Raw genomic sequence first — 23,183 nt, 5'->3', positions numbered from 1 at the left:
GCCAGTATTTCATTGAAAAAGTTTTTTCTGATCATTATCAGTCTTACTGTAATAGAGCAGACTGGCATAGCTCAATGCTGCTCGCCGGGAAATCCTGTTTCAGGCAGTGAGTATGTTGGTATACTTCCCAGGAAAACCCTTCGTACTATCACCTATTACCGGCACAGTTTTTCCGATACTTATTTTGAAGGTTCTGAGAAGTCGGATGACCATGGAACCCAGTCAGGGTATGATTTTATCGGTGAAGTGCTTTCATATGGCATTATTAAAAAGCTGACCGTTGAGGCAGAACTGGGCTATTATATTTACAAATACCAGGATAGCGATGTGCTGGGTAAATTCAGGACATACGGTTTTAGCAATGCCACTGTATCACTGAAATATGCGGTTCTTAAGACCAGGAAAGATATGGAACTTACCCTGGGAGCCGGGGCAAAAGTGCCCGTTTCCCGGAAAATATTCAGTAATAAATTAGGGCCTTATCCACCGGAGATCCAGCCTTCGACAGGTGCATTCGGATTTGTGGCCCAGTTGTTTTTTTACAAGAGCTTCATGGAAAAGAAATGGAGGGTAGTGGTACTGAACAGGTATGAGTTGAATGGGTATAATTCTGAAGATTACCGGTTTGGCGATGCCTTGTTCAGTTCTGTTTTTATAGGAAAAAGTTTCGCGAAGAACTGGGCGGCTACATTGCAGCTTAGAAATGAATACCGTTGGGAAGACTGGCAGAGCGAAACGCGTTACCTCGTGACCGGCGGTGATATCATGTATGTCTCACCCCAGTTAAGCTATACCTTCAGGCCACGGCTAACCTTGTCCGTAACGGCTGATATCCCGGTTTTCCGTCATTATAACGGAATACAACTCGGACCGAAATATGCATTTGGAATCAGCCTTGTCAAAGATTTCTGCCTTTAAGACCTGCTGACAAGCCAATAAAGAATGTTTTGTTCTGATTCCTGTTGATTTTAGAAAGCAGGTGTTACCAACGACTTCATACAATAACTTCGCGACTGTTCCGTTACAACATTAACCAAACCTTATTAAAATGAAAAAGTACATTTCAGTAATCGTTTTATTGCTTTTTATTAAAAGCGGCTGGACGCAGAACACTAACCTTGACTATAAATATGCTATTAAATTCTACAACCTTGCAACATATGAAGATTACGGCAAATCCGGAAGCGACACAAATCCGTATCCTTTCCGGTATACAAGTACAAGACTCCGGATACTGCAACCGACATTTGCTTTTCAATGGAAAACAAATAAGAATAATTTTCACGAAGTTGAATTAACCAGTTTTATGTTAGGCATAACCGGGAAAGATTCAGAAAATGACACAACGAGCAGCGGACAAAGCATTAACGGAAATGAACTGATTACTACATCAATTTCAGTACGATATGAATTTATCCTGAATTTCAGTAAATTAAAAAACACAAAACTTGTTCCGTCGTTGGGGTTTGGAATTAACCCGTATTACGGGCAGTTCAGTTATTTGCCGGGCATTCAAACCGAATTTCATACATCCGAAAAATATTTCGGAGCCAAAGTCTTTGTGACTCCCCGGATAACCTATTACCTTTCTTCAAAAGTTTTTTTTGACCTTAATATTCCATTGTGCTTTTTTGACACTTACTTCCAATCTTACAAAGACGAGGATCCCGAATTATCGTTGAAAGAAAGGACGACTAACACCTTCAGCTTTGATGCATTCCCTAAAATATTCAGCGTACGGGTTGGGGTTGGGCTGAAACTATAGATGTTAATCCCCTCCGGGGAATTCGAATTGGTGCTATGCTTTGTGCTACAATACTTAAACCGCTACGTGGTATTTATAGAGGGTTATATAAAACCTTATATTTACATTCCAGCTCGGAATTAAAATGAAAATAGCAATCATTGGCGGAGGTGCTGCAGGTTTCTTTTCAGCCATTGCTGCTAAGGAAAACTATCCGGATGCCAGCGTTGTCATTCTCGAAAAATCACAAAAACTCTTATCCAAGGTTAAAATGTCGGGAGGAGGTCGATGCAATGTTACGAACGCGTGCGACTCCATAGATGAACTTTGTAAAGCCTATCCCAGGGGCGGAAGAAGTTTGAAAAAAGCCTTTTACATCTTTATTCTCGTTCAATATGCCCGGTGAATCAATTACCGGGCTGATGGGAATTGCAGTGGAAAATACAATAGTGAGTATCCAGGGAACAAAGCTTAAATCTGCAGGACCCTTACTGATCACGCATTGGGGCATGAGCGGGCCGGCCATCTTAAAGTTATCGGCTTTTGGCGCCAGGATATTGAGTGAATCGGGTTATAATTTTAAGATTCAGGTAAATTGGGTTAATGAATCGAATAACGATTTGGTTACAGATGAGTTGAGAAGCATTATTAAAGAACATTCCAATAAAATAATATCCAACTACCGGCCTTATTCTTTACCTGCAAGATTATGGCTGTACCTTTTAGAGAAAATTGAATTACCACCAGATAAAAATTGGGGGGAACTCGGGAAGAAAGGGTTGAATAAATTGATGAATGTGATGACCAATGATGAATATGCGGTAAAAGGAAGAACAACGTTTAAAGAAGAGTTTGTAACATGCGGAGGTGTCAGCCTGGAAAGCATCGACCTTCATACCATGCAGAGCAAAGCGTGCAAGAACCTCTATTTTGCCGGAGAAATATTAGACATTGACGCCATCACCGGTGGGTATAATTTTCAGGCTGCATGGACGACTGGGTTCATAGCAGGGAGATTAAGCGATCAAACCATTGAGTCCCGTAGGGATGGCCGACAGTAGCCCCGGACGCCAGTCCGGGGACGAAAAGATTCAATTCCGATTAAGTCCTGTAGGGACGCTTGAAAATAGCCCCGGACGCCAGTCCGGGGACGAAAAGATTCAATTCCTATTAAGTCCTGTAGGGACGCTTGAAAATAGCCCCGGACGCCAGTCCGGGGACGAAAAGATTCAATTCCGATTAAGTCCCGTAGGGTCGACAGAAAACATCACAATAAATCAACCCCAAACATATCGCTCATCATATTCAATGACGCTGTCTTTCAAAAAGCTAATATATTCCTCCTCGAACGACCTGATCCTATGATGTTCTTCCTGCCCCGTAATATAATTTATTACATTTTGTATTTGTCTTGGGCTTACACTGAATCCTGAATAACCTACCTGCCAGGAAAATCCGTTTTTGTTGGGAAATTCTTCATTAACCCATTTAGAGGAATTGGATTTGATCAGCTGAATGCTTTTTGCAGGACTCAATGCAGCCGGCATAGAGACCAACATATGGACGTGGTTATTTGTCCCGCCTATAGCAAGGGCCACCATATTATGCTGCTTTGCTATTCCGCCTATGTATTCCCATAAACGTGATTGCATTTTGTCGTCGATGAGATTTTTCCTGTTTTTTGTGCTGAACACAAAATGAATGTTGATAGAAGTGAATGAATTTGCCATAACTATAGTTTTAATTTATTGATAAACCCCGTTTATATGTTTATCCGGAAAATATTATATTATACCCGGTCGTTTGGAAATATTTTTTCTGTCGTCCCTACGGGACTCTAATGGAATTGCTGTCCCTTTTTCCCCTGGACTGGCGTCCGGGGCTACTTTCGGGCGTCCCTGACGGGACTCATATGGAATGGCTGTCTCTATTTCCCCGGACTGGCGTCCGGGGCTACTTTCGGGCGTCCCTGACGGGACTCATATGGAATGGCTGTCTCTATTTCCCCGGACTGGCGTCCGGGGCTACTTTCGGGCGTCCCTGACGGGACTCATATGGAATGGCTGTCTCTATTTCCCTGGACTGGCGTCCTGGGATTTGTAAAATTTTTTATAATTTAATCTTGTTAGGTTAATTCCCCGCCCCTTGGGGCGAAAGTATTCTAACTGACGGGTTAACCCGTCAGTTAAACAGATACCCCGCTGCTTGCGGCGGGGAGTTTCATTGTTGACAAAACTGAAATTCTCGAATTATTTTTTTATCCAGGCAGGATAATAAATCATTGTTCATATTTTAGGGTAGCCATGGCTTCCTCTCAGTTACCTTCGAACTATGAACAATTAACTGATGATCACTTTATTTCGGGCTCCGGGATCAAACTCTTAGATTCACTTAACAAGGTAGAATCATTGTTTATTAATGAAATATTTACTATCGAACAAAATGAAAATTTTACTATTTTAATGTATGATGGTTCAAAGCAAATTGAAAGTAGTTGCAAGACTTATTTAGAAAATCGTAACATTCATCTGACATTGTACAGGAGTAAATTCACTTTTGAAAATAACATATTGATTGATTTTGAATTTGGTTACATTTATCCATAAAGTAGTTTAAATTCTAACTTTATTAGGGATTTTCCAAAGCCAATTAAATATATATTTAAGTTTCCTTAATTCTATCTGCTCTGGCGTTTTTTCAAGCAAAGAACTAAGAGGTCTGATGCTAATATATTCTATTGTCAGAGACCCAATTTAAGAAGGTAAAGCGTGTCGGAAGCTTCCAATGCATAGAACATAAGCAGAATTATTAAAATCAGAGCTTAAAACAACTTTGAACTTTGCCCTTTGAACTTTGAACTAACGCTAGGTTCTTCCCACCAGCCAGTATGGAATATTTGCCGGTTCATCCCACTGGTTCCAGTATGCAGGGGTCACTTTTCTGTTTTCTTTGGTTATTAGGCTTTTCTCGTAAACGGCAATGACCGGATTGAAAACAATATCGGTGACACCAAGCGTGAAAGTTTTTTGGGCTGCCTGGGGATCTGATATCTCTTCCTGGATTTTCACCTCTAAGCCGTTGAATTCCAGCAGATCCTTCAGAAATGCCGCCCGTTTATGGCTTATCCCGGTTTCAACGATCGTGCAGCGGACCCCGTCCACCTCTCCGACATTATGTTTTCCTTTATTCAATGGCATAATCTGAAAAATTTAAATACCAAAACTGAGGCTCCTGATCATTTCAAAAATCGGGCTGTACAATCCAACAATAATAATACCGGCCACGCAAGCGATCAAACCGATCCTGGTCGGCCAGTCGCTTTTAAAATATGCTATTGCTTCATCACTCTTTGTCAGGAACATGGCCTTAATGATCAACAGATAATAATAGAGTGAGACGACCGTGTTCAGTAAAGCGATCAGCACCAGGTAATAGAATCCTTGCTGGGCGGCTGCCGCAAAGAGGAAAAACTTTCCGAAGAACCCGGCAACCGGTGGAATCCCTGCCAGTGAAAACAACGCCAGCATCATCACCAGGCTCAGCTTTGGGTTGGTGCGGTACAGTCCGTTATAGTCTTCCATATTCTCTTTTCCGGTCGCGTTACCAATGGCCGAAATGACCCCGAATGCGCCCAAATTGGAGAAGATGTAAACCAGCGAGAAATAGATCACTGAGCTCATTCCCATCGGACTGCTCCCGATGATCCCAAGGAAAATAAACCCTGCCTGTGAGATCGATGAAAAGGCCAGGAAGCGCTTCAGGTTCTTTTGTCTCAACGCGAAGAGGTTTCCGATAGTCATGGTGAGCACCGAGGTAACCCAGAGGACATCCTGCCACATACCGGTGATGGCCGGAAATACTTTATAAAGCACCATCATCAGGATAAATACTGCAGCTCCTTTGGAGATGACAGAGAGATAGGAAGTGATGCTTACCGGGGCACCTTCATAAACATCGGCAGCCCAGAGGTGGAACGGTACAATGGATATTTTGAAGGCCATTCCGCTGAAAAAAAAGATAAAGGCAAGGATTTGCAGTGGATTCGCAGAGAAAGCAGATGCAATATTCGTGAAATATATCGAACCGGTGGTACCGTAAATCATGGAGATTCCATAAAGAAGGATGGCTGAAGAGAGCGCGGAAGACAGGATCAGTTTCACACCTGCTTCGGCCGACCGGTTCTTGTGCCGCTCATATGCTGCCAATGCCGCCAGGGGAATGGTGGCCAGCTCCAGCCCGATATAAAACATCAGGAAATCACCGGAGGAGATCATGAAATCCATCCCGATCAGCGTCGAGATCAACAGGAGAAAATATTCGCTCACTTTCGGGCGGTTATTCTCCTGCCTGATCCAGGTCCATGATTGTATAAAGACAATCAGGACGCCGACATTTAGAATGTTTTTCATCAGGGTAATGGTTCCATTGGTATTGAACATCCCGCCAAATAATACTCCATCACGGAGGGGCAGGAAGCCAATGATCGTATGGACAAGGAAAAGCCCTATTGCCAAAGGTACCACCCTCAGCTTTTTTTTATCATCCATCGCGATTTCGGCAATCAGGATGATGATCGCAATGATTGTCAGCACGATTTCGTGCCGCATCAATAAAAGGTTTTCAAATGTCATATCCGGTTCATTATTCTATTGTTCCAAATTTCAAATTTCAAATTTCAAATTCCACCGTTTCACTGTTCCACTGTTCCACCTCTTTTAAGGAACTACCAAAACTGCGAGTTTGTCAACTATCGGCCCCAGGCTTGACATGATCATATCCGACAGCCACAGCGGGGCCATGCCGATGCCGGTGATAGCTACAATCAGTAGTCCGGTGGAAAACTTTTCATACCATTTGGCATCCCCAATTTCCAGGAAGTGTTTGTCTTTTATCGGACCAAGCAGCAGGATGGCGATCACCCGTAATATATATACGGCAGTGATCACTATGGAAGAGGCCGCGAGTATTGTAGCTACCCGGTGAAAGATATCTGCATGCTGGAAAGCCCCGAAGAAGACCGTCATTTCGGCAACGAAACCGCTGAAACCCGGCAATCCAAGGGAAGCAAGGCCACCGATCATGTAAGCGACGCCAAGAAACGGCATCACCTTCATCAGCCCGCCCATCTCATTGATCATGCGGGTATGTGTCCTGCCGTAAATCATACCGATAAGGGCAAAGAAGAGGGCTGTCATGATGCCGTGTGAGATCATCTGGATAATGGCACCGTTCATGGCGGTCTTGTTCATCATCAGCAGGGCAAAGAGTACCAGGCCGCAATGGCTGACAGATGAATACGCGTTGATATACTTGAGATCTTTCTGCCAGATGGCGCCGAATGCACCATATACTATGCTGATTGAAGTTAAAATGATGAAAATCCATCCCAACTCCTGCGCTGCCTGGGGCATGAGAAACATGGCCACGCGGAAACATCCGTAACCTCCCAGTTTCATCAACACGCCGGCGTGGAGCATAGAAACGGCTGTAGGAGCAGAGGCGTGACCATCCGGAGACCAGGTATGGAAAGGAAAAAGAGCTCCCAGCACCCCGAACCCGATAAAGGCAAACGGGAAGAAAAAGCGTTGGACCCCTATAGGTATTGAAAGCTTTGAAATCTCGACAAAGTCAAATGTGTGCCTTCCGTCCGGCAGTATCGCGTTGTTGTATAAGCCAAAAATAGCCAGCACAAGTAATGCAGAACCGCCCATCAGCATCAGCGTAAGCTTCATCGCTGAATAATGTCTCGGCCCTGTCCCCCAGATGCCAATTAGAAGGTACATCGGGATCACCGCGACTTCATAAAATAAAAACATCGTGAACAGATCGGTGCTGATAAAGAAGCCGAAAACACCCGTAGAAAGAAGTATCAGAAAAATAAAAAACTCTCTTGGTAATTCACCTACACTGTCCCACGAGGCAAAAATCCCTGCGAAAACGACGATAGCGGTGAGTCCTATCAGGGAAACTGAAATGCCATCCACTCCCAGAGCATAGGTGATATTCAGGCTCTCGAACCAGACAGCAGACGTGCGGAAAAGGAACTCATCCGTGATTCCTGACCTGCGCAATGCCAGATACCAGAGGATCAGCACGGCTGCAAGGACCAATTGGATACCCATTCCAATGGCTGCTGCCATCTTAGCCTGACGGTAATTTTTGGTAAGCAGTATGGCGATTACCGTCAGGACCGGAATGATAACAAACAGATTAAGGAAATTCATGTTTATCTTAATTTATTCGTTTATAATCAGTTATTTCGACCACCAGTAAATGAAAATGAATGCCAGCAGTAAGACTCCTGAAACAAAGACGAACCCGTATTTCTGAATCTGGCCTGACTGAAATCCTTTGATCATTTCTGCTGCATGGGTGGTAGTATTCCCTACCAGGTTCACCGTTCCGTCCACGATGTGCCGGTCGAACCAGGCCACGGGACGGGATATGAGATTGAAAATGATCTTTTTAGTCACAAAAAGGTATACCTCATCGATATAAAACTTATTGTAGGTCGCCGTATAAAAGCCTTTCAGGGACTTAGCCACACGGTCGGGGATGGTGGTTTCTTTCATATACATTACTGCAGCAAGGCTAATGCCGGCCAGGGCGATCAGAATGGATGGAATGGCTATATTCCAGTGGAATCCCGATTCATAAGGAACCAAGTCTGTCGAAATGAATTTGCTGAAGTGGATGAACCCTACGGTGACGGATGCAAGTGCGAGAAACATCAGCGGAATGGTCATTGTAAATGGCGCTTCGTGTGGTTTGTGGTGATATTGCTGATTTTTCCCCCAGAAGACGGAAAAATAAAGGCGTGACATATAGAAAGCAGTGATGCCTGCAACAAGGTACTCGACAAAGAATAGGACCTTATTATGCTGGTATGCGGCAACCAGTATCTCATCCTTGCTGAAGAAGCCGGCGAAAGGAGGGATCCCGGATATGGTCAGCACTGCGATGGCAAAGGTAATATGGGTGATCGGCAGGAACTTGCGCAGGTTGCCCATATCGTTCATGTAATTGCTGTGAACGGCATGGATGATCGCTCCGGCGCCAAGGAAGAGCAAAGCCTTGAACATGGCGTGGGTAAACAGGTGGAACATGGAAGCTGTAAAGCCTAGTCCCTCTTCACCGCCATAACCTGACACGCCCAGGGCCAGCATCATATAGCCGATCTGTGACAGGGTAGAAAATGCCAGGATGCGTTTGATGTCAAATTGTGTACAGGCAATCACTGCTGCAAACAGGGAAGTAAAACCTCCTAAGAAGGCAACGACTTCCAGCCCTGTCGGGGCCGATAAGGCATAAATCGGGAACAACCTGGCAACCAGGTACACTCCGGCCACTACCATCGTTGCGGCATGGATAAGCGCGGAAACCGGGGTCGGGCCCTCCATGGCATCAGGCAGCCAGATATGCAGCGGAAACATGGCTGATTTGCCTGCTCCGCCCATGAACACAAAGATCACCGACCAGGTCAGTGTCGATAAACCAAAGAAAAGTTCCTTGCTTCCGGAGTGAAATGCCGCACTGGTCGGATCAGTGAGCTGCGGAATGATCTGGTTGAAGTCGAAAGAGCCGGTGATATAGGAGATCATCAGGATGCCGACCAGGAATCCCAGGTCGGCAAAGCGGGTGACTATGAAAGCTTTTTTGGAAGCAGCTACTGCAGATGGCCGTTCATAATAGAATCCGATCAGCAGGTAGGAAGATACCCCCACGAGTTCCCAGAAAATGTACATCTGGAAAATATTGGTGGCCAGGACCAGTCCCAGCATAGAAAAAGTGAACAGGGACAGAAAGGCATAGAACCTCGTGAATCCCTTATCCCCTTTCATATATCCCATGCTGTAGAGGTGCACCATCAGGGAGACCGTTGTCACCACGATGAGCATCATCACGGAAATCGGGTCAATCAGCGAACCCATGCTGACCACGAGTTTATCGGTCAGGTGCAGCCACGTGCTGCTGAAAGCGATGATCTGCTGGTATGCCCCGTCTTTCATTCCTTCTACAAAGAAATACTGGTAACCGACTACGAGAGAAAGGATGAAGGAGATGAAAAGGCCTGTCGTGCCCAATATGCCTGCGTAGACAGGTTTATACTTATGACCTGCCAGTCCGTTCACGAGAAAGACGAAGAAGGGAATCAGCGGGATCCAGATGCTTATGCTTAAATTCATACTGTTCTTGTAATTTCAGTTGATTATTCCTGTCTGACTAATATTTCATATCGCTGACATCTTCAACGTTGATGTTGGCGAACCTTCTGTATACATTGATAATGATTGCGATGGCGACGGCTGCTTCCGCTGCTGCCACGGCAATAATAAAAAGGGTGAAGAAATGCCCCTGCAACTGCTCCGGGAACAGGTACCTGTTGAACACCACGAAATTGATGTTTACCGAATTCAGCATCAGCTCGATAGACATCAGGATGGTGATCAGGTTCCGCCTCACCAGGAACCCATAAACCCCGATGAAAAACATGATCGTCGAGACAATCAGGAAATGAACGATTGGAATGCCTTGTATCATGATGATTTATATTATCCGGTTAATCTTTTTTCTTTTTTGCAATGACAATGGCTCCAAACATAGCTGCTAAAAGCAGGATGGAAATGACCTCGAAAGGAAGCACAAATCCTCCCTTGCCATAATTCATAAGGCTTAAGCCAATATCCCTCATGGGCACTTCTTCCATAGTGTTTGTGGTTTTCTGATGAAAATCAAACTGAAGCAGGGTCACAATGCTCAGTGCAGCCCCGGAACCAGCTATAAGTGCTGAAAAAAGGGCCTTCTTGAATTCAATCTGTTTGAAACGCTCACTGATATGGCTGGTAAGGAGTATGGAGAAAATGATCAGCACGACGATACCACCTGCGTACAATGCCAGCTGAGCTGCCGCAAGAAAAGTATAGCGGAGCATGAAGTAAAACGCCGATGTCGCAATCAGCACGAAAAGAAGAAATACTGCTGATCTGAGGATCCTCCGGCTGGTGACGGTCAGGATCGAAAAAACGACAATGATGCTTGCGAAGAGATAGAACATCAATATATTCATACTATTCATTGATTTCTTTGGTGAGGACTGAACCAGGCTTATTCAACACTTTTGTCAGTTGCTTGCGGTCGAACACGGCATGCTCGAAATTCTGCCCGAAAGCCAGGGCATTGGAAGGGCAGGTTTTGACGCATAAAGCACAGAAAGTGCACATGGAAAGATGGTAAATGTGCTTGTCAATCACTTTTTTCTTTTTTCCATCTGCCTCTTCCGTGCGTGTAATGATCTCAATCGAGCCGTTCGGGCAGTTCATCTCGCAAATGCCACAACCGGTGCAGCGGTGTTCATTTTTTTCATTGTGGACCATAATGACCTCACCCTTGAACCGGTCGAACATCTGAAGCTCTTTGCGGTTTTCCGGGTATTTCTGGGTCACAATGGTCTTGTAGCTCGTCACAAAATACTTGCCCGTGACACTCATCCCCTTGATCAGGGTGATCACCCCATGGTAGATTTCTGATATATATTTTATAATACCTTTCATAGACTAATTTTTGCAATGTTAGGCTTGCCTGCCTGTTAAAAGTGCCAGTTCATCATGGTGAGGAAGGCAATCACGACCGTATTGACCAGGTTGATAGGCAGCAGGTATTTCCATTCGAGGGTCAGCAACTGGTCTATTCTCAATCGTGGGAAGGTCCATTTGAACCACATCATGATAAAGATGACAAATGCTGTTTTGCCAAGGTACCAGATTACAGGAGGGATGAAGTCCATCACATGGTTGAAAGCATCAAAGCCCCAGAAATGAAGCGGCATCCATCCGCCTAAAAATACAGTAACGGCTATCGAAGCTACGATGAACATGTTCATGTATTCTGCCAGGAAGAAAAAGGCGAACTTGATCCCGGAGTACTCAGTATGGTAGCCGGCGGTGAGCTCAGATTCAGCTTCTGCCAGGTCAAAAGGCCCGCGGTTAGTTTCAGCTGTTGAGGCGATCAGAAAGATCACGAAGGCAATAACTGCCGGGATATGTCCTTTAAAGATCCACCATGCATCGGCCTGGCTGTTCACGATTTCAGAGAGCTGAAGCGTGCCGGAGAAAATCACCACGGAAAGCAGCGCCAATCCGACTGAAAGTTCGTAGCTGACAATCTGAGCGCCACTGCGGATCGCACCGATAAGCGAGTACTTGTTGTTACTCGACCAGCCTGCCAGCAGAATACCTACGACTCCCATAGCTGAAACAGCCATAACGTAAAAAATACCAATGTTGAAATCAATGGCTTGAAGCCCCTTTGCAAAAGGTATGGCGGCAATAGCCATGAATGACGAAATTATGACGATGAACGGAGCCAGGTTGAAGAGGAACTTGTCTGCTTCCTTAATTTTTACAAGCTCCTTCATCAACAGTTTGATGAAGTCGGCAATTGTCTGAAATATACCCCAGGGGCCTACCCGGTTTGGGCCGAGCCTGTTCTGCATGAAGGCGCAGATACGGCGTTCAGCATACACCAGGATCAGCCCGGTCAGGGCATAAAAAATCAGGAAGACCAGCCCGATGATGGCCATTTCCCATACCAACGCCCAGAACGGGGTAAATGTGTTGCCCAGCCAGCTTGCTATATTGGCTGTCAGCGATGAAAAATCATATAACCAGTTTTCTTTCATAGTGGTTGTGAAAGTTATTATCGGTCAATATCTGGAATGACAAAGTCTAAGGATGCCCCAATGGCAACCAGGTCGGCAATTTTAGCGCCCCGGGAAATATGGTCGAGTACGGCCAGGTTGCACATGTTCGGGGAGCGGAATTTCATACGGTATGGTGTCTTGTTGCCATTACTGATGATGTACAGCCCCAGCTCTCCCCGGGAAGTTTCAACGCGTTGATAATACTCGCCGGGAGGCAGTTTGATCACGGCTTTCATTTTAGCCGAGTAAGGCCCTTCGGGGATATTATCGATCAATTGCTCGATAATGAGCATCGACTCCCACATCTCGGCCATGCGGACAAGGTAACGGCTCAGCGCGTCGCCCTCTTCCAGCAGGATTTCCTTGAAATTAACGTAAGGATATGCACTGTATGGGAATTTCTTCCGGATATCGCAGGAAAACCCGGAACCCCTTCCGGATGGCCCTGTGACGCCAAAGTTGATTGCTTCTTCACGGGTAAGCTTCCCGACACCCTTAGTGCGCGCCTGAAATATGACATTTCCTGTGAGCAGCCGGTCATATTCCGGAAGGCGTTTGCGGAAGTATTTAATGAAATCCTTGACCCGTTTTTGGAAATTAGGGTGGATATCGTACATCACTCCGCCAGGACAGTTATAACTCAGCAGCAAGCGGCCTCCGCAGGTCTCTTCAAAGATGTCAAGAATATGCTCCCTGTCACGCAAGCCATAAAAGAAGGTAGTAAGCGCCCCCAGGTCCATGCCCATACATGCCCACCAGAGCTGGTGAGAGTTGATACGCTGAAGCTCGGCCATGATCGTCCGGATATATTTCACCCTTTCGGGTATTTCCACTTCCATTGCATTCTCAACAGCCAGGCAAACCGCCTCATTATTCATATGTGCTGAAAGATAATCCAGCCGGTCCGTGAGGTGGATAATCTGGGTGTAGGTATCCTTTTCGCACATCTTTTCAATGCCACGATGGATATACCCCAGGTGAGGTTCCAGCCGCTGCACGATTTCCCCCTGCAATGAAACCACGAGGCGGAGCACCCCATGCGTCGACGGGTGCTGCGGGCCCATATTGATGAAATACTCCTCTTCCTTCTCCAAACCCGTTTTCAGTTTTGTGATGTCTTCCATAAGCCTGCTTTTAAGAAAGGTCAATAATATTTATTTCATCAACGTAATCTTTTCTGAGGGGGTAGCCATCCCAGTCATCCGGCATGAACATGCGGCGCAGGTTGGGATGCCCCTTAAAAACAATTCCGAACAGGTCAAAAATCTCATTCTCATGCAGTTCAGCTCCTGTATAGAGATCACAGATGCTGTCCAGCTCAGGCTTTTCGCGGTTTTCAGCCACCGTTTTCAACACGATCTGGTGCCTGTAAGCGGTCGATTCCAGGTGATACACTACCATTAGCTTATTTTGAAAATCGACACCGGAGATACAGAACATGTAATCAAAACTTGTGTCTGATCCCTCTTTCAGGGTTCTTAGAAGATGATGGAGGCAGTCGGAAGGAACGATAACCGTCAGGAATTGTTTGCTTTCTTCAAAGGTGGCATCAGGAATAATTCCGGAAACGAGTTCTTTCAGTTGGGCGTTATCCATTTCAGTCGTATATTAAGATGGATGATCAGTAAACTTTTGGGGATTCAGGATACTCTTCGGGGTCATCAACAGGAATCAGACCGGTCTTAATCGATTCCTGCTTGATTTTCCGCTGGAGTTGCATAATGCCGTATAGCAGCGCTTCAGGTCTGGGCGGGCATCCGGGAATGTAAACATCTACCGGGATGACCTGGTCGGCGCCCCTGATTACAGAATAGGTATTGTAAAAAAATGGGCCTCCTGAGATTGCACAGGCGCCCATCGCAATGACATATTTTGGCTCGGCCATCTGGTCGTAAAGCCGTTTCAGTACCGGTGCCATTTTATGCACGATGGTGCCTGCGATTACGATGACATCCGCCTGCCGGGGTGTGGCCCGGTAAACCTCGACCCCGAACCTTGCAAAGTCATGGCGCGAGGCCCCTGTGGCCATCATTTCAATTCCGCAACAGCTTGTAGCAAATGTCAGCGGCCAAACGGAATTTGATCTGCCCCAGTTTACAAGGTCTTCAATCGTTGTCAGAAGTATATTCGTTTTTTGACGATCGGAGTCAGGAGATACGTGAAAGTCCGATTCTTTCATAGCTTTTATTCCCATACCAATGCTTTTTTATTCCATGCATAAAGAAGTCCCATTCCAAGGATGACCAGGAAGATCAGTATTTCTACAAACGCAACCATGCCCAGTTCTTTCATGACCACTGCCCATGGAAACAGAAAGACTGTTTCCACTTCAAAAATAAGGAAGAGGATGGCAAACAGGTAGTAACCTATATTAAACTGAAGCCATGAAAGTCCCGTTGTCGGGATTCCGCATTCGTAAGGTTCTGCTTTCTGCGGATTTATTGAACTCGCGGGTACGAAGGATGAAAACAGAATAGCAAGTCCAACCATGGCCGCACCTACAATAAAAAACAAGATTAAAGATTCAGCACTCATATTGTGATGTTTATGTAAACATGTCTGAAAATTTGACGCAAAGCTAAAATCTTTTATAAGTAAATATCAAACTAATAAGATATCTATGATAGATATTATTGTTGATCCGGAGAAAGTCATAGTTAAAAAATTTAAAATCAGAATTTTATGATAATATAAATCAATTCTAAATTAAAGGATGTTAATAACTTCATTCAGGGAGGGAGACTTTTCTGATTTTCACAAGTTTTATCAGAAGATCTTCCAGCAGGTCCAGTTTCAGCATATTCTCCCCATCGGATTTTGCCGATAATGGATCGGGATGGGTTTCAAGGAAGATGCCATCTATTCCGGCAGCAATGCCTGCTTTAGCAAGCGTTTCGATAAACCCGGGCTGACCGCCTGCTGTACCTGCGGCCCTGTTTGGGATTTGAAGTGAATGAGTGACATCAAGCACAACAGGGACTCCCATGGCCTTCATGACGGGGATCCCCCGAAAATCAACAACCAGGTCGTTGTAGCCGAAAGTAGTGCCCCTTTCGGTAAGGATGATATTGTTGTTTCCTGATTGACGGACTTTTTCCACGGCAAATATCATCGACTCCGCGGATACGAACTGGCCTTTTTTAATATTCACATGTTTCCCGGTATGAGCGGCTGCGACCAGTAAATCTGTCTGCCGGCAAAGGAAGGCCGGAATTTGTAATACGTCAGCATAACCGGCGGCCCTGGCTGCATCAGCCTCCGAGTGGATGTCGGTGAGGGTAGGGATGTCAAATTTTTCACCTATCTGCCTGATGATATTCAGGGCTTTTATATCGCCGATTCCCTGGAAGGAATCAAGTTTTGACCGGTTGGCTTTGCGGAAGGATGCCTTGAAAATATAAGGTATCCGGAGCCTGTCGCATATTTCCTTAACCTTTTCTGCAATCACAAAAGGCATCTTTTCATCTTCCACCACACATGGCCCTGCGATGAGGAAGAAATTTCCCGAATCGGTGTGCTTTATCCTGTTAATTGATTCTATCATTGAAATTGGAAATTATGCCCCCTCCCTGACTCCCTCCCCCAATTGGGGGAGGGACGGGGTGGGGGCTGTAACTAATAATTGTATTTCGCTTTCCACCTTGCTTTCAGCCATTCCCTGATCTCTTCTTCCCGTTTATTTTTCCCGGGATTGTAGTATTTCTTACCTTTTATCTTATCCGGCAGGAACTCCATTTCAATAAAATTTCCTTCGTAGGAATGGGCGTATTTATAATCCTTTCCATAGCCAATTTCTTTCATAAGGCGGGTAGGGGCGTTCCGGATATGCAATGGTACCGGAAGGTCGCCTGTACGGCGGACTTCTTCCAGGGCCTCTTCAATGGCCATGTAGGATGCATTGCTCTTTGGAGAGGAAGCTAAATATACCGCCGTTTGAGACAGGATGATCCTGCTTTCCGGCATGCCGATCTTATGCACCGCATCGAAGCAGGCATTGGCAAGTAACAGTGCGTTTGGATTGGCAATGCCGATATCTTCCGATGAGAGGATGACCATCCGGCGGGCAATAAACAGCGGATCCTCGCCTCCTTCGATCATCCGGGCCAGCCAGTAAACTGCGGCATTAGGGTCGCTGCCGCGCAAGGATTTGATAAATCCGGAAATAACATCATAGTGCATTTCTCCGGATTTATCATATATGGCAATATTTTCCTGGATAATTTCGATAGATTTGGCATTATTGACCGTTATCGTTTCCAGGTGGCTTTCGGTATTAATAATTAATTCGATGGCATTTAACAGTTTGCGGGCGTCTCCGCCCGAAATCCTCAGCAGGGCCTCTTCTTCTTCGATTATGATCTTTTTCCCAAGACTTTTCTCAAGGAAACTTACGGCAGAGTTTAACAGTGTCATAAGTTCTGCTTTCCCAAGAGACTTCAATATATAAACCTGGCAGCGTGAAAGCAGGGGAGAGATAACTTCAAAGGAAGGATTTTCGGTTGTCGCGCCGATCAGGGTGATGATGCCTTTTTCGACTGCACCAAGCAGGGAATCCTGCTGTGATTTACTGAAGCGATGAATTTCGTCGATGAAAAGAATGGAGCCCCCTCCGGATTGGGTCGACTCGTCAATGATGTTCCGGATATCCTTCACCCCGGAACTGATGGCACTCAGGATATAGAACGGCTTTTTCAACTGGTTGGCAATGATAAAAGCCAGCGTGGTTTTGCCAACTCCCGGCGGACCCCAGAAGATCATCGACGGCAGGTTGCCGGATTCAATGACTTTTCGCAGTATGGCATGTTGACCCACCAGATGATCCTGGCCCAGGAAATCATCCAGTGTCTTCGGTCTGAGTTGTTCTGCTAAAGGAACGGACATAATAGTTCTGAGTTCTGAGTTTTGAGTTATTTGTTATGAATTCACCATTCCACTGTTCCACCGTTTCACTGTTTCACTGTTTCACTGTTCCTCATATCCAAAAAGTTTCTTCTTCTTGATCGCTTTCTCAATATATTTCGGCACCATTTCTTCCCAGCCGGGGATTTTATCTTTGATCATCTTTATAACGATCTGGGAATTTATCCAAAGCCATTCTTTTTTTGCGTTGGTTATATCGATGATCATCCTGTTCTTAACAAGAAACTGGTATAAATCATGTATATCGTCGGCAAGCAGGAGATTTTTTGAAGTGATCAAATCTTCACCTTTAGTAGGATCATCAATAGTAACAGAAGAAATAGTCGGATAAACATAAAGTTTCATATTTTCGATAAAGAATTTCCCCATGGCTTCTAGCACTCCCCCACGAAGATGGGTATAATATTTCTTTTCGAAGAAATTCATCAGGGTAGGTATCCCGATTATAATCCTTAGTTTTATTATTTTAAACTGGGAGAAATATTGAACCAGTTTATAATATTCTTTGAAATTAGATACCATCACGTTTTGTCCCATCCCGTTAAGGATATCAACCCGGTCGAGGAAATCCTGTTCATCCAGTTCGCCTTCCTGCATAAGATTACTGAGGGTCATTTCGCAAAGTGAGATAGTATTTTCTTTATCATAGTCTTCATCACGCTTAAAGATGCGATAGCTGGTCCGCAACATATCGGACATAACATAAGTGACTGGCCTGAAACTGCCCCTGAAAGCAAGTACATTCTTTTTGTAAAGCATATCATAGGGTTGCTGTACATCACCCTGACGATCGAACATGATGGCTTTGGCCATGCCATTTTTCACCAACTGGACGCTCAGCAGCCTGTTATCCACATAATCCAGGTCGGGGCCCGACATACGGATCATGGTAATTTCCAGCCTGTCGGTGGAAAGGTTATCCAGGAGCGAGCGGAGGAACTGGCTTGGGTATTGGTGAAGAAAAAAGCAGGCATACATCAGGTTGACACCAAGGATTCCGAGCGTGGATTGTTGCATGAGGCCGTCATTTTCCAGCAGGTTGACATGGAGGATGACCTGGTTGGGATCTGTTTCGGGTTTCAATTGGAATCTCAAACCAATCCAGCCCTGTCCGCGGTTATTTTTCTGGAAATTCAGGGTTTCTATGGTATTGGCGAAAGAGAAGAACTGGGTACTGATGCCTCTTTTTCCCCCCAGGATACGTGTAAGTTCCGTGTACTCCGCCTGTAGCATTTCTGCCAATCTGTATTCGGAAACATATCTTCCGGTTTTAACCGATTCGTACAAGGCATCGCTGAATGCTTTATCGTAGGCAGAAATGGTTTTTGCGACCGTTCCGGATGCCCCGCCTGCCTGAAAAAAATGACGCGCGACTTCCTGCCCTCCGCCAATTTCAGCAAAGCAACCATAGATACTGGGATTCAGGTTTATTTTAAGGGCTTTGCGGTTAGGGCTAAGGATTTCGCGTTCCATTATCTGAAAAAATCTTTTGCTAAAGTAATGAATTTATTATGACCCTCAGGGCCTTTTTATCATGAACACAAACGGTATAGCCCCCAATGCAATCACAGCCGAAAGGTTGAAAGTCGTCTCCAATCCGACCCAGTCTGCCATAATTCCGGCAATCATCAACGCGGCTGCCTCACTGCCAAAACTAACAGTCAGAAACATGCTGTTAAAAAAAGCCGGTCTTTCAGTTCCGCGGTCCTGGGTTAATGCCAGCAAAATTGGTGTTGTGCCTAACAGGAAAAAACCAAGGATGGCCAGAACAGGCAATGCTGCCCAGCCATCAATGACCGAAAAAAGGAACATGAGCACCGGGGCTGTATAAACGATGATCGACAGTGCTTTTCTACGCCCTATGCGATCAGAATAATACCCCCAGAAAAGTGTTCCGGCAGCTCCGGATAATTCAAGTACAGATAGGAATACACCACCCGTCCATAGGCTTTCTCCTTTTAGCGTCATATAGGTAGGTAAAAAAGTTGTCAATGCCGCACGCATGATTGACCGGAAAAATGTCAGACCCACCAGGAGAATGAAAAAGGGCATGCTCTGCCTGAAAGTTTTTCGCAGCCCCATGATGTCGGATTTATTCCTGAACTCATCGGAAATGGTTATTTTTCTAAGCTTATAATAAAGCAGGCCGGATGCGGCAAGGCCCAACGGGATCAGTTTCCAGGTTCCTTCCAGCCCCCACAGCGAAATAGCTCCCAGAACCATTAAAGGCCCGATTGTCCGGGCAATTTCCCCGCCGAACATATACCAACTCATACCTCGCCCGATCTCTTCCCCCGAAACCTTGCTCACCATCACAGGAGTGGGTACATGAAACAAAGCAGAACTGATCCCGGTCACCAGGAGTAAAATAGCAATTACCGTAAAAGTCGGAGCCAAACCTATCAGGCTCATCGCGATCGCCGTCAGAGCCGGGCTGATGATGACCAGCCACCTCATCCCCATCCGGTCGGCCAGAAGGCCCAGGAAAGGGCTCACCAGGTTAGGCAACCGCTGTAGCAATCCCAGAAGGCTTGCCATCGAATAACTCAGGGAAAACTTGTCAATCAGCAGCGGAAGCAGAGGTGCTAAAAATGAAGAATAAGTGTCATGAATAAGATGGCTGAACGAAATCAGCATCACTTTCCCGGTTTGAAACAAAGGTCTTTCAGACACATTGAACTGCTTAAGATCTGTTATAAACCTTGATCACACTCTCCCGCATCATTCGTCCCGTATCAGATAATGAAAAGGAAATGGCATCAGCAATGTTTTCAGCCGGGACCCACTTTGAAAAATCCGCTCCGGGCATGGATTTCCGGTTTGTCTCAGTATCAATGGTTGAGGGAACAATAACCGTCGCCGTTACGCTTTTATCTTTACCTTCTGCATTTATAAAATCTGCCAACTTGAAGATCATGGCCTTGCTCATTGAATAAGCGAAGAAATCTTTACCATCAGCGGCATTTAAGCCCGGGCGCGACCCGACCAGGATAAATTGCCCGCCTTGCGGACGGCTAATGAAATGTGAAAGCAATGGCCTGACTAAATGATAGGCAGTGTAAAAGTTCAGGTTGATCATCTTATCCAGGTCAGCTTTACCTGTATCTGCAAGCTTGCCCATTGCAAATCCGCCAACCAGTAATATGGCAGCCTGGAGGTCAGTATTGCACTGCAACACGATTTTTGCAAAATTCCGAGCCTCTTCTTCATTCAATAAATCGACTTCCCGGATTTCAAGCTTTTCATGATGGGGAAGATTTCCCGCTCCGCCATGGCCTGAAGCCGCCAGGATGTGATATCCGTCTTTCAGCAGACGATGAACTACAGCGAGCCCGAGGTTTCCGTTTGCGCCTGTAATGATAAGTGATGCCATTTTTTAATGCTTAATGTTGAAGGTTGAATGTTGAATTAGCAGTTGCAAAGATATCAGATACCGGTTCATTATTAAATTACAAATGTAGATGAATCTGAAAGATATTAATTTTGCCCGCATATTAAACAAACTTTCAGATAAAAATTATGGGAGTAACACAGTTTCTCGCCGAGCACATCATGCAGTTTTATGAAACAACCGGCTATGTGAGTGTTTTCATTTTTATGACCTTGGAGAGCATGATCTTTCCGGTTCCCAGTGAGGCCGTCCTTCCTCCGGCAGGATTGCTGATCGCCCAGGGAAGGTTCACTTTTGCCGGCGTAATTATTGCCAGCACTTTGGGAAGTATTGTCGGATCCCTTCTTTCATACTGGATTGGAGTATACGGCGGCAGGCCTTTTATTGAAAGGTTCGGAAAATATTTCCTGCTCGATAAGAAGGCGCTCCAGGTCGGCGAAAAATATTTTAATAAGCATGGCGACTGGACCATCTTCGTCTGCAGGTTCATTCCTGTAGTCCGCCACCTGATATCCATTCCGGCAGGTTTTGGCAGGATGAACATCTGGAAGTTTTCCCTTTATACTATAATCGGCGCCGGAATGTGGAATGCTTTTCTGACCTGGGCGGGTGTCAGATGGGGGCAACAAGGATGGGACCTGATGATGAAATACGGCCATACCATGGATATCATCATTATTGTGTTGATTGTCCTTGCAGGGGCTTATTTTTTCTGGAAACATTTCAGGAACAGAAATAAATCACAGGCGACATAACCTTTATCAAATTTAATCACCGCTAACTCATTGTTTATCACCTTAAACTGAATAATTGCCCTTTTAAGGTAATTTTTCAGTATCTTGTTCTCACAATCCAGTACGCCAAATCGAAATTCTGAGAATATGAAAAAGGCTTATTTTATCCTCATTCTGCTGTTCTTCAGGTTTACTAACATAGAAGCCCAGATAACCTTCGAAAAGACCTATGATTTCTGGCATAATTCATCCATAACCGGCGTTTATCCTCAGGCTGACGGATACATTTTATGCGGAAGAGGTTATGAAATCCCGGGTCCTAATGATGTCGATTATTTTAATTTCATTATCAGAACGGATATTTATGGGGATACAATTTTTACAAAAACCTATAAAAGGGCTAACGAGACATCCTGGGACCAACCTTTCCTCGTGCCTGATGATGATACTGCATTTTACCTTGCATATAACTCCTATTCAGATCCCTATCTTCAAAAAATAAATTTAGATGGGGATACTTTATGGACTAAATCATTACCGACTACTAGCCTGATAGATTATATCCGGATCTCCGATGGTAACTTGATATTTATTTCCTATATTGATGGTGGGTTTCAAATTTCTAAAACTGATCTTGAAGGAGGTTTGATCTGGACAAACCTGGTTAATGCTACAGATACTATTTATGTATCGAATAAAGATGTTTTTGCCATAGATACTATTTTTACGTGGCCATCGTCGATAACAAGCGTTATTGAAGTTCCAAATGGCGATTATAAAGTTTCTGTCAATTATTCTGATGGTTTTGGTGAGCATCACGTAAGCCAGTTTTTGTTTACAGTTGATAGTATCGGTAAATACCTGGGAAAAAAAAAGGTTTTCAGTCCAATGCCCTGGCCATTGATACACAAAATGAAAAATTGTGAGGAAGATATCATCGTTATCGGATCAAATGATTATCAGAGATTTTATATCAGCCGGCTTAAATCTTCCGGTGATACGATCTGGACCAGGCATTATCTAAATGGGTCTAATCCGGGTTATTTTAATACAATAACAAGGAGTTCCGATGGTAATTATGTGATGGCCGGCATGCTGGGCGATCTGGTTAATAGTTACATCGGGCTCTTTGCATTCACGCCGCAAGGTGATTATTTGTGGCACAGGTTCTACGCTTCAGGTGATTCACCATTGGCAGTAGATATCGCATCATGCGACGATGGTGGTTTTGCCGCAGGAGGATATGTTGGTGGTTTTAATGTCCCACAGGCATATTTTATTAAAACCGATGCCAACGGCCATATCAGCGGGCCGGGAATATTTGAAAATAATGCGACCGATAAATTGAAATTATACCCCAATCCTGCTTCCGGCCTGGTTTATCTTGAAACAGATCCGGATTACCAGAGTATTGAAATATTTGACCCAAGCGGAAGGTCGGTTTTTAAGCGCAACCTCAGCGGTCAGAAAGAGAATGTTGAAACCCTGGATTTAAATGGCTTTTTACAGGGGGTGTATCTTGTCAGGGTTTATTCAACCGGGGCTGTTTGTACCGAGAAATTGGTCATCTTCGGCCGTCCCTGACGGGACTTGATTATGATTGGCCACCGTATCTGCCCCGGGACGTTGTCCCGGGCTATTATCATTTGTCCTTGGCAGGACATCTTCAAATCGCCATATCGGTAATTCGTTACC

22 protein-coding genes and 1 pseudogene are annotated in these 23,183 nt (G+C 45.0%); 5 read left to right on the top strand and 18 right to left on the bottom strand.

What is annotated here, in order from left to right; genetic code table 11:
- Positions 1-12: 12 nt before the first annotated feature.
- The 3 genes and pseudogenes from M0Q51_01745 (at position 13) to M0Q51_01735 (ending at position 2,805) form a co-directional block, all read left to right on the top strand.
- Positions 13-918 (top strand): hypothetical protein, encoded by a 906-nt coding sequence (locus M0Q51_01745; GenBank protein ID MCK9398702.1) that lies wholly within the window; start codon positions 13-15, stop codon positions 916-918.
- A 130-nt stretch (positions 919-1,048) separates the two neighbouring features.
- On the top strand, positions 1,049-1,765 hold the full coding sequence (locus M0Q51_01740) for a hypothetical protein (protein MCK9398701.1): 717 nt from the start codon (positions 1,049-1,051) through the stop codon (positions 1,763-1,765).
- A gap of 124 nt (positions 1,766-1,889) precedes the next feature.
- Positions 1,890-2,805 (top strand): annotated as a pseudogene (locus M0Q51_01735) (aminoacetone oxidase family FAD-binding enzyme).
- Positions 2,806-3,021: 216 nt separating this feature from the next.
- Here the strand turns inward: M0Q51_01735 and tnpA are convergent.
- The 18 genes from tnpA to M0Q51_01645 all read right to left on the bottom strand — a co-directional run bounded on the left by tnpA (position 3,022) and on the right by M0Q51_01645 (position 20,736).
- Positions 3,022-3,474, bottom strand: a complete 453-nt coding sequence (gene tnpA / locus M0Q51_01730) for an IS200/IS605 family transposase (protein MCK9398700.1) — start codon at positions 3,472-3,474, stop codon at positions 3,022-3,024.
- 1,134 nt (positions 3,475-4,608) lie between these two features.
- Positions 4,609-4,941, bottom strand: coding sequence for a hypothetical protein (locus tag M0Q51_01725; GenBank protein MCK9398699.1), 333 nt, complete (start codon positions 4,939-4,941; stop codon positions 4,609-4,611).
- 12 nt (positions 4,942-4,953) lie between these two features.
- Positions 4,954-6,375: an NADH-quinone oxidoreductase subunit N gene (locus M0Q51_01720; protein MCK9398698.1), complete on the bottom strand. Its 1,422-nt coding sequence runs from the start codon at positions 6,373-6,375 to the stop codon at positions 4,954-4,956.
- 84 nt (positions 6,376-6,459) lie between these two features.
- On the bottom strand, positions 6,460-7,968 hold the full coding sequence (locus tag M0Q51_01715; protein MCK9398697.1) for an NADH-quinone oxidoreductase subunit M: 1,509 nt from the start codon (positions 7,966-7,968) through the stop codon (positions 6,460-6,462).
- Positions 7,969-7,998: 30 nt separating this feature from the next.
- Positions 7,999-9,930 carry an NADH-quinone oxidoreductase subunit L gene (gene nuoL, locus M0Q51_01710; GenBank protein ID MCK9398696.1) on the bottom strand — a complete coding sequence of 644 codons (1,932 nt, stop codon included), beginning with the start codon at positions 9,928-9,930 and terminating at the stop codon, positions 7,999-8,001.
- A gap of 37 nt (positions 9,931-9,967) precedes the next feature.
- Entirely contained in the window at positions 9,968-10,285 is a 318-nt protein-coding gene (nuoK, locus tag M0Q51_01705; GenBank protein ID MCK9398695.1) for an NADH-quinone oxidoreductase subunit NuoK, read from the bottom strand.
- Positions 10,286-10,304: 19 nt separating this feature from the next.
- A complete protein-coding gene (locus tag M0Q51_01700; GenBank protein MCK9398694.1) occupies positions 10,305-10,811 on the bottom strand; it encodes an NADH-quinone oxidoreductase subunit J in 507 nt (168 codons plus the stop codon).
- A gap of 1 nt (position 10,812) precedes the next feature.
- Positions 10,813-11,295 (bottom strand): 4Fe-4S binding protein, encoded by a 483-nt coding sequence (locus tag M0Q51_01695; protein ID MCK9398693.1) that lies wholly within the window; start codon positions 11,293-11,295, stop codon positions 10,813-10,815.
- A gap of 35 nt (positions 11,296-11,330) precedes the next feature.
- Positions 11,331-12,422 carry an NADH-quinone oxidoreductase subunit NuoH gene (gene nuoH / locus M0Q51_01690; protein MCK9398692.1) on the bottom strand — a complete coding sequence of 364 codons (1,092 nt, stop codon included), beginning with the start codon at positions 12,420-12,422 and terminating at the stop codon, positions 11,331-11,333.
- A gap of 17 nt (positions 12,423-12,439) precedes the next feature.
- Complete coding sequence (locus M0Q51_01685) at positions 12,440-13,567, bottom strand: NADH-quinone oxidoreductase subunit C (GenBank protein MCK9398691.1); 1,128 nt, start codon at positions 13,565-13,567, stop codon at positions 12,440-12,442.
- Positions 13,568-13,577: 10 nt separating this feature from the next.
- Complete coding sequence (locus M0Q51_01680; GenBank protein ID MCK9398690.1) at positions 13,578-14,039, bottom strand: NADH-quinone oxidoreductase subunit C; 462 nt, start codon at positions 14,037-14,039, stop codon at positions 13,578-13,580.
- Between the two features lie 25 nt (positions 14,040-14,064).
- Positions 14,065-14,622, bottom strand: coding sequence for an NADH-quinone oxidoreductase subunit NuoB (gene nuoB / locus M0Q51_01675; GenBank protein ID MCK9398689.1), 558 nt, complete (start codon positions 14,620-14,622; stop codon positions 14,065-14,067).
- Between the two features lie 5 nt (positions 14,623-14,627).
- Positions 14,628-14,978: an NADH-quinone oxidoreductase subunit A gene (locus tag M0Q51_01670; protein ID MCK9398688.1), complete on the bottom strand. Its 351-nt coding sequence runs from the start codon at positions 14,976-14,978 to the stop codon at positions 14,628-14,630.
- Between the two features lie 190 nt (positions 14,979-15,168).
- Positions 15,169-15,987, bottom strand: coding sequence for a 3-deoxy-8-phosphooctulonate synthase (gene kdsA / locus M0Q51_01665; protein MCK9398687.1), 819 nt, complete (start codon positions 15,985-15,987; stop codon positions 15,169-15,171).
- 71 nt (positions 15,988-16,058) lie between these two features.
- The gene (locus M0Q51_01660; protein ID MCK9398686.1) at positions 16,059-17,324 is read right to left on the bottom strand and encodes a replication-associated recombination protein A; all 1,266 of its coding nucleotides are present in this window, start codon (positions 17,322-17,324) and stop codon (positions 16,059-16,061) included.
- Between the two features lie 81 nt (positions 17,325-17,405).
- The gene (locus tag M0Q51_01655) at positions 17,406-18,836 is read right to left on the bottom strand and encodes a hypothetical protein (protein ID MCK9398685.1); all 1,431 of its coding nucleotides are present in this window, start codon (positions 18,834-18,836) and stop codon (positions 17,406-17,408) included.
- A 45-nt stretch (positions 18,837-18,881) separates the two neighbouring features.
- Complete coding sequence (locus M0Q51_01650) at positions 18,882-20,000, bottom strand: MFS transporter (protein MCK9398684.1); 1,119 nt, start codon at positions 19,998-20,000, stop codon at positions 18,882-18,884.
- A 46-nt stretch (positions 20,001-20,046) separates the two neighbouring features.
- The gene (locus M0Q51_01645; protein ID MCK9398683.1) at positions 20,047-20,736 is read right to left on the bottom strand and encodes an SDR family NAD(P)-dependent oxidoreductase; all 690 of its coding nucleotides are present in this window, start codon (positions 20,734-20,736) and stop codon (positions 20,047-20,049) included.
- Positions 20,737-20,882: 146 nt separating this feature from the next.
- Between M0Q51_01645 and M0Q51_01640 the strand changes: the two genes are divergently transcribed.
- Both M0Q51_01640 and M0Q51_01635 read left to right on the top strand, forming a co-directional pair.
- A complete protein-coding gene (locus M0Q51_01640) occupies positions 20,883-21,509 on the top strand; it encodes a DedA family protein (protein ID MCK9398682.1) in 627 nt (208 codons plus the stop codon).
- Between the two features lie 126 nt (positions 21,510-21,635).
- The gene (locus tag M0Q51_01635; protein MCK9398681.1) at positions 21,636-23,072 is read left to right on the top strand and encodes a T9SS type A sorting domain-containing protein; all 1,437 of its coding nucleotides are present in this window, start codon (positions 21,636-21,638) and stop codon (positions 23,070-23,072) included.
- Positions 23,073-23,183: the final 111 nt, after the last annotated feature.

The organism is Bacteroidales bacterium, assembly GCA_023229505.1.
Lineage (GTDB): Bacteria > Bacteroidota > Bacteroidia > Bacteroidales > JAGOPY01 > JAGOPY01.
Note: the sequence above shows the minus strand (reverse complement) of the source record. Positions and strands in the feature narration are given on the sequence as shown.

Bases quoted from the DNA above. Each gene is read 5' to 3' on its own strand.
- nuoL (MCK9398696.1), bottom strand. From the start codon at position 9,930: ATGAATTTAAGCATAAGCATCTGGATCCCGCTGATTCCCTTCTTCGTC.
- M0Q51_01695 (MCK9398693.1), bottom strand. From the start codon at position 11,295: ATGAAAGGTATTATAAAATATATATCAGAAATCTACCATGGGGTGATC.
- M0Q51_01685 (MCK9398691.1), bottom strand. From the start codon at position 13,567: ATGGAAGACATCACAAAACTGAAAACGGGTTTGGAGAAGGAAGAGGAG.
- kdsA (MCK9398687.1), bottom strand. From the start codon at position 15,987: ATGATAGAATCAATTAACAGGATAAAGCACACCGATTCGGGAAATTTC.
- M0Q51_01715 (MCK9398697.1), bottom strand. From the start codon at position 7,968: ATGAATTTCCTTAATCTGTTTGTTATCATTCCGGTCCTGACGGTAATC.
- M0Q51_01680 (MCK9398690.1), bottom strand. From the start codon at position 14,039: ATGGATAACGCCCAACTGAAAGAACTCGTTTCCGGAATTATTCCTGAT.
- nuoB (MCK9398689.1), bottom strand. From the start codon at position 14,622: ATGAAAGAATCGGACTTTCACGTATCTCCTGACTCCGATCGTCAAAAA.
- M0Q51_01725 (MCK9398699.1), bottom strand. From the start codon at position 4,941: ATGCCATTGAATAAAGGAAAACATAATGTCGGAGAGGTGGACGGGGTC.
- M0Q51_01670 (MCK9398688.1), bottom strand. From the start codon at position 14,978: ATGAGTGCTGAATCTTTAATCTTGTTTTTTATTGTAGGTGCGGCCATG.
- nuoH (MCK9398692.1), bottom strand. From the start codon at position 12,422: ATGAAAGAAAACTGGTTATATGATTTTTCATCGCTGACAGCCAATATA.
- M0Q51_01660 (MCK9398686.1), bottom strand. From the start codon at position 17,324: ATGTCCGTTCCTTTAGCAGAACAACTCAGACCGAAGACACTGGATGAT.
- tnpA (MCK9398700.1), bottom strand. From the start codon at position 3,474: ATGGCAAATTCATTCACTTCTATCAACATTCATTTTGTGTTCAGCACA.
- M0Q51_01720 (MCK9398698.1), bottom strand. From the start codon at position 6,375: ATGACATTTGAAAACCTTTTATTGATGCGGCACGAAATCGTGCTGACA.
- M0Q51_01700 (MCK9398694.1), bottom strand. From the start codon at position 10,811: ATGAATATATTGATGTTCTATCTCTTCGCAAGCATCATTGTCGTTTTT.
- M0Q51_01635 (MCK9398681.1), top strand. From the start codon at position 21,636: ATGAAAAAGGCTTATTTTATCCTCATTCTGCTGTTCTTCAGGTTTACT.
- M0Q51_01655 (MCK9398685.1), bottom strand. From the start codon at position 18,836: ATGGAACGCGAAATCCTTAGCCCTAACCGCAAAGCCCTTAAAATAAAC.
- M0Q51_01740 (MCK9398701.1), top strand. From the start codon at position 1,049: ATGAAAAAGTACATTTCAGTAATCGTTTTATTGCTTTTTATTAAAAGC.
- M0Q51_01645 (MCK9398683.1), bottom strand. From the start codon at position 20,736: ATGGCATCACTTATCATTACAGGCGCAAACGGAAACCTCGGGCTCGCT.
- M0Q51_01640 (MCK9398682.1), top strand. From the start codon at position 20,883: ATGGGAGTAACACAGTTTCTCGCCGAGCACATCATGCAGTTTTATGAA.
- nuoK (MCK9398695.1), bottom strand. From the start codon at position 10,285: ATGATACAAGGCATTCCAATCGTTCATTTCCTGATTGTCTCGACGATC.
- M0Q51_01650 (MCK9398684.1), bottom strand. From the start codon at position 20,000: ATGCTGATTTCGTTCAGCCATCTTATTCATGACACTTATTCTTCATTT.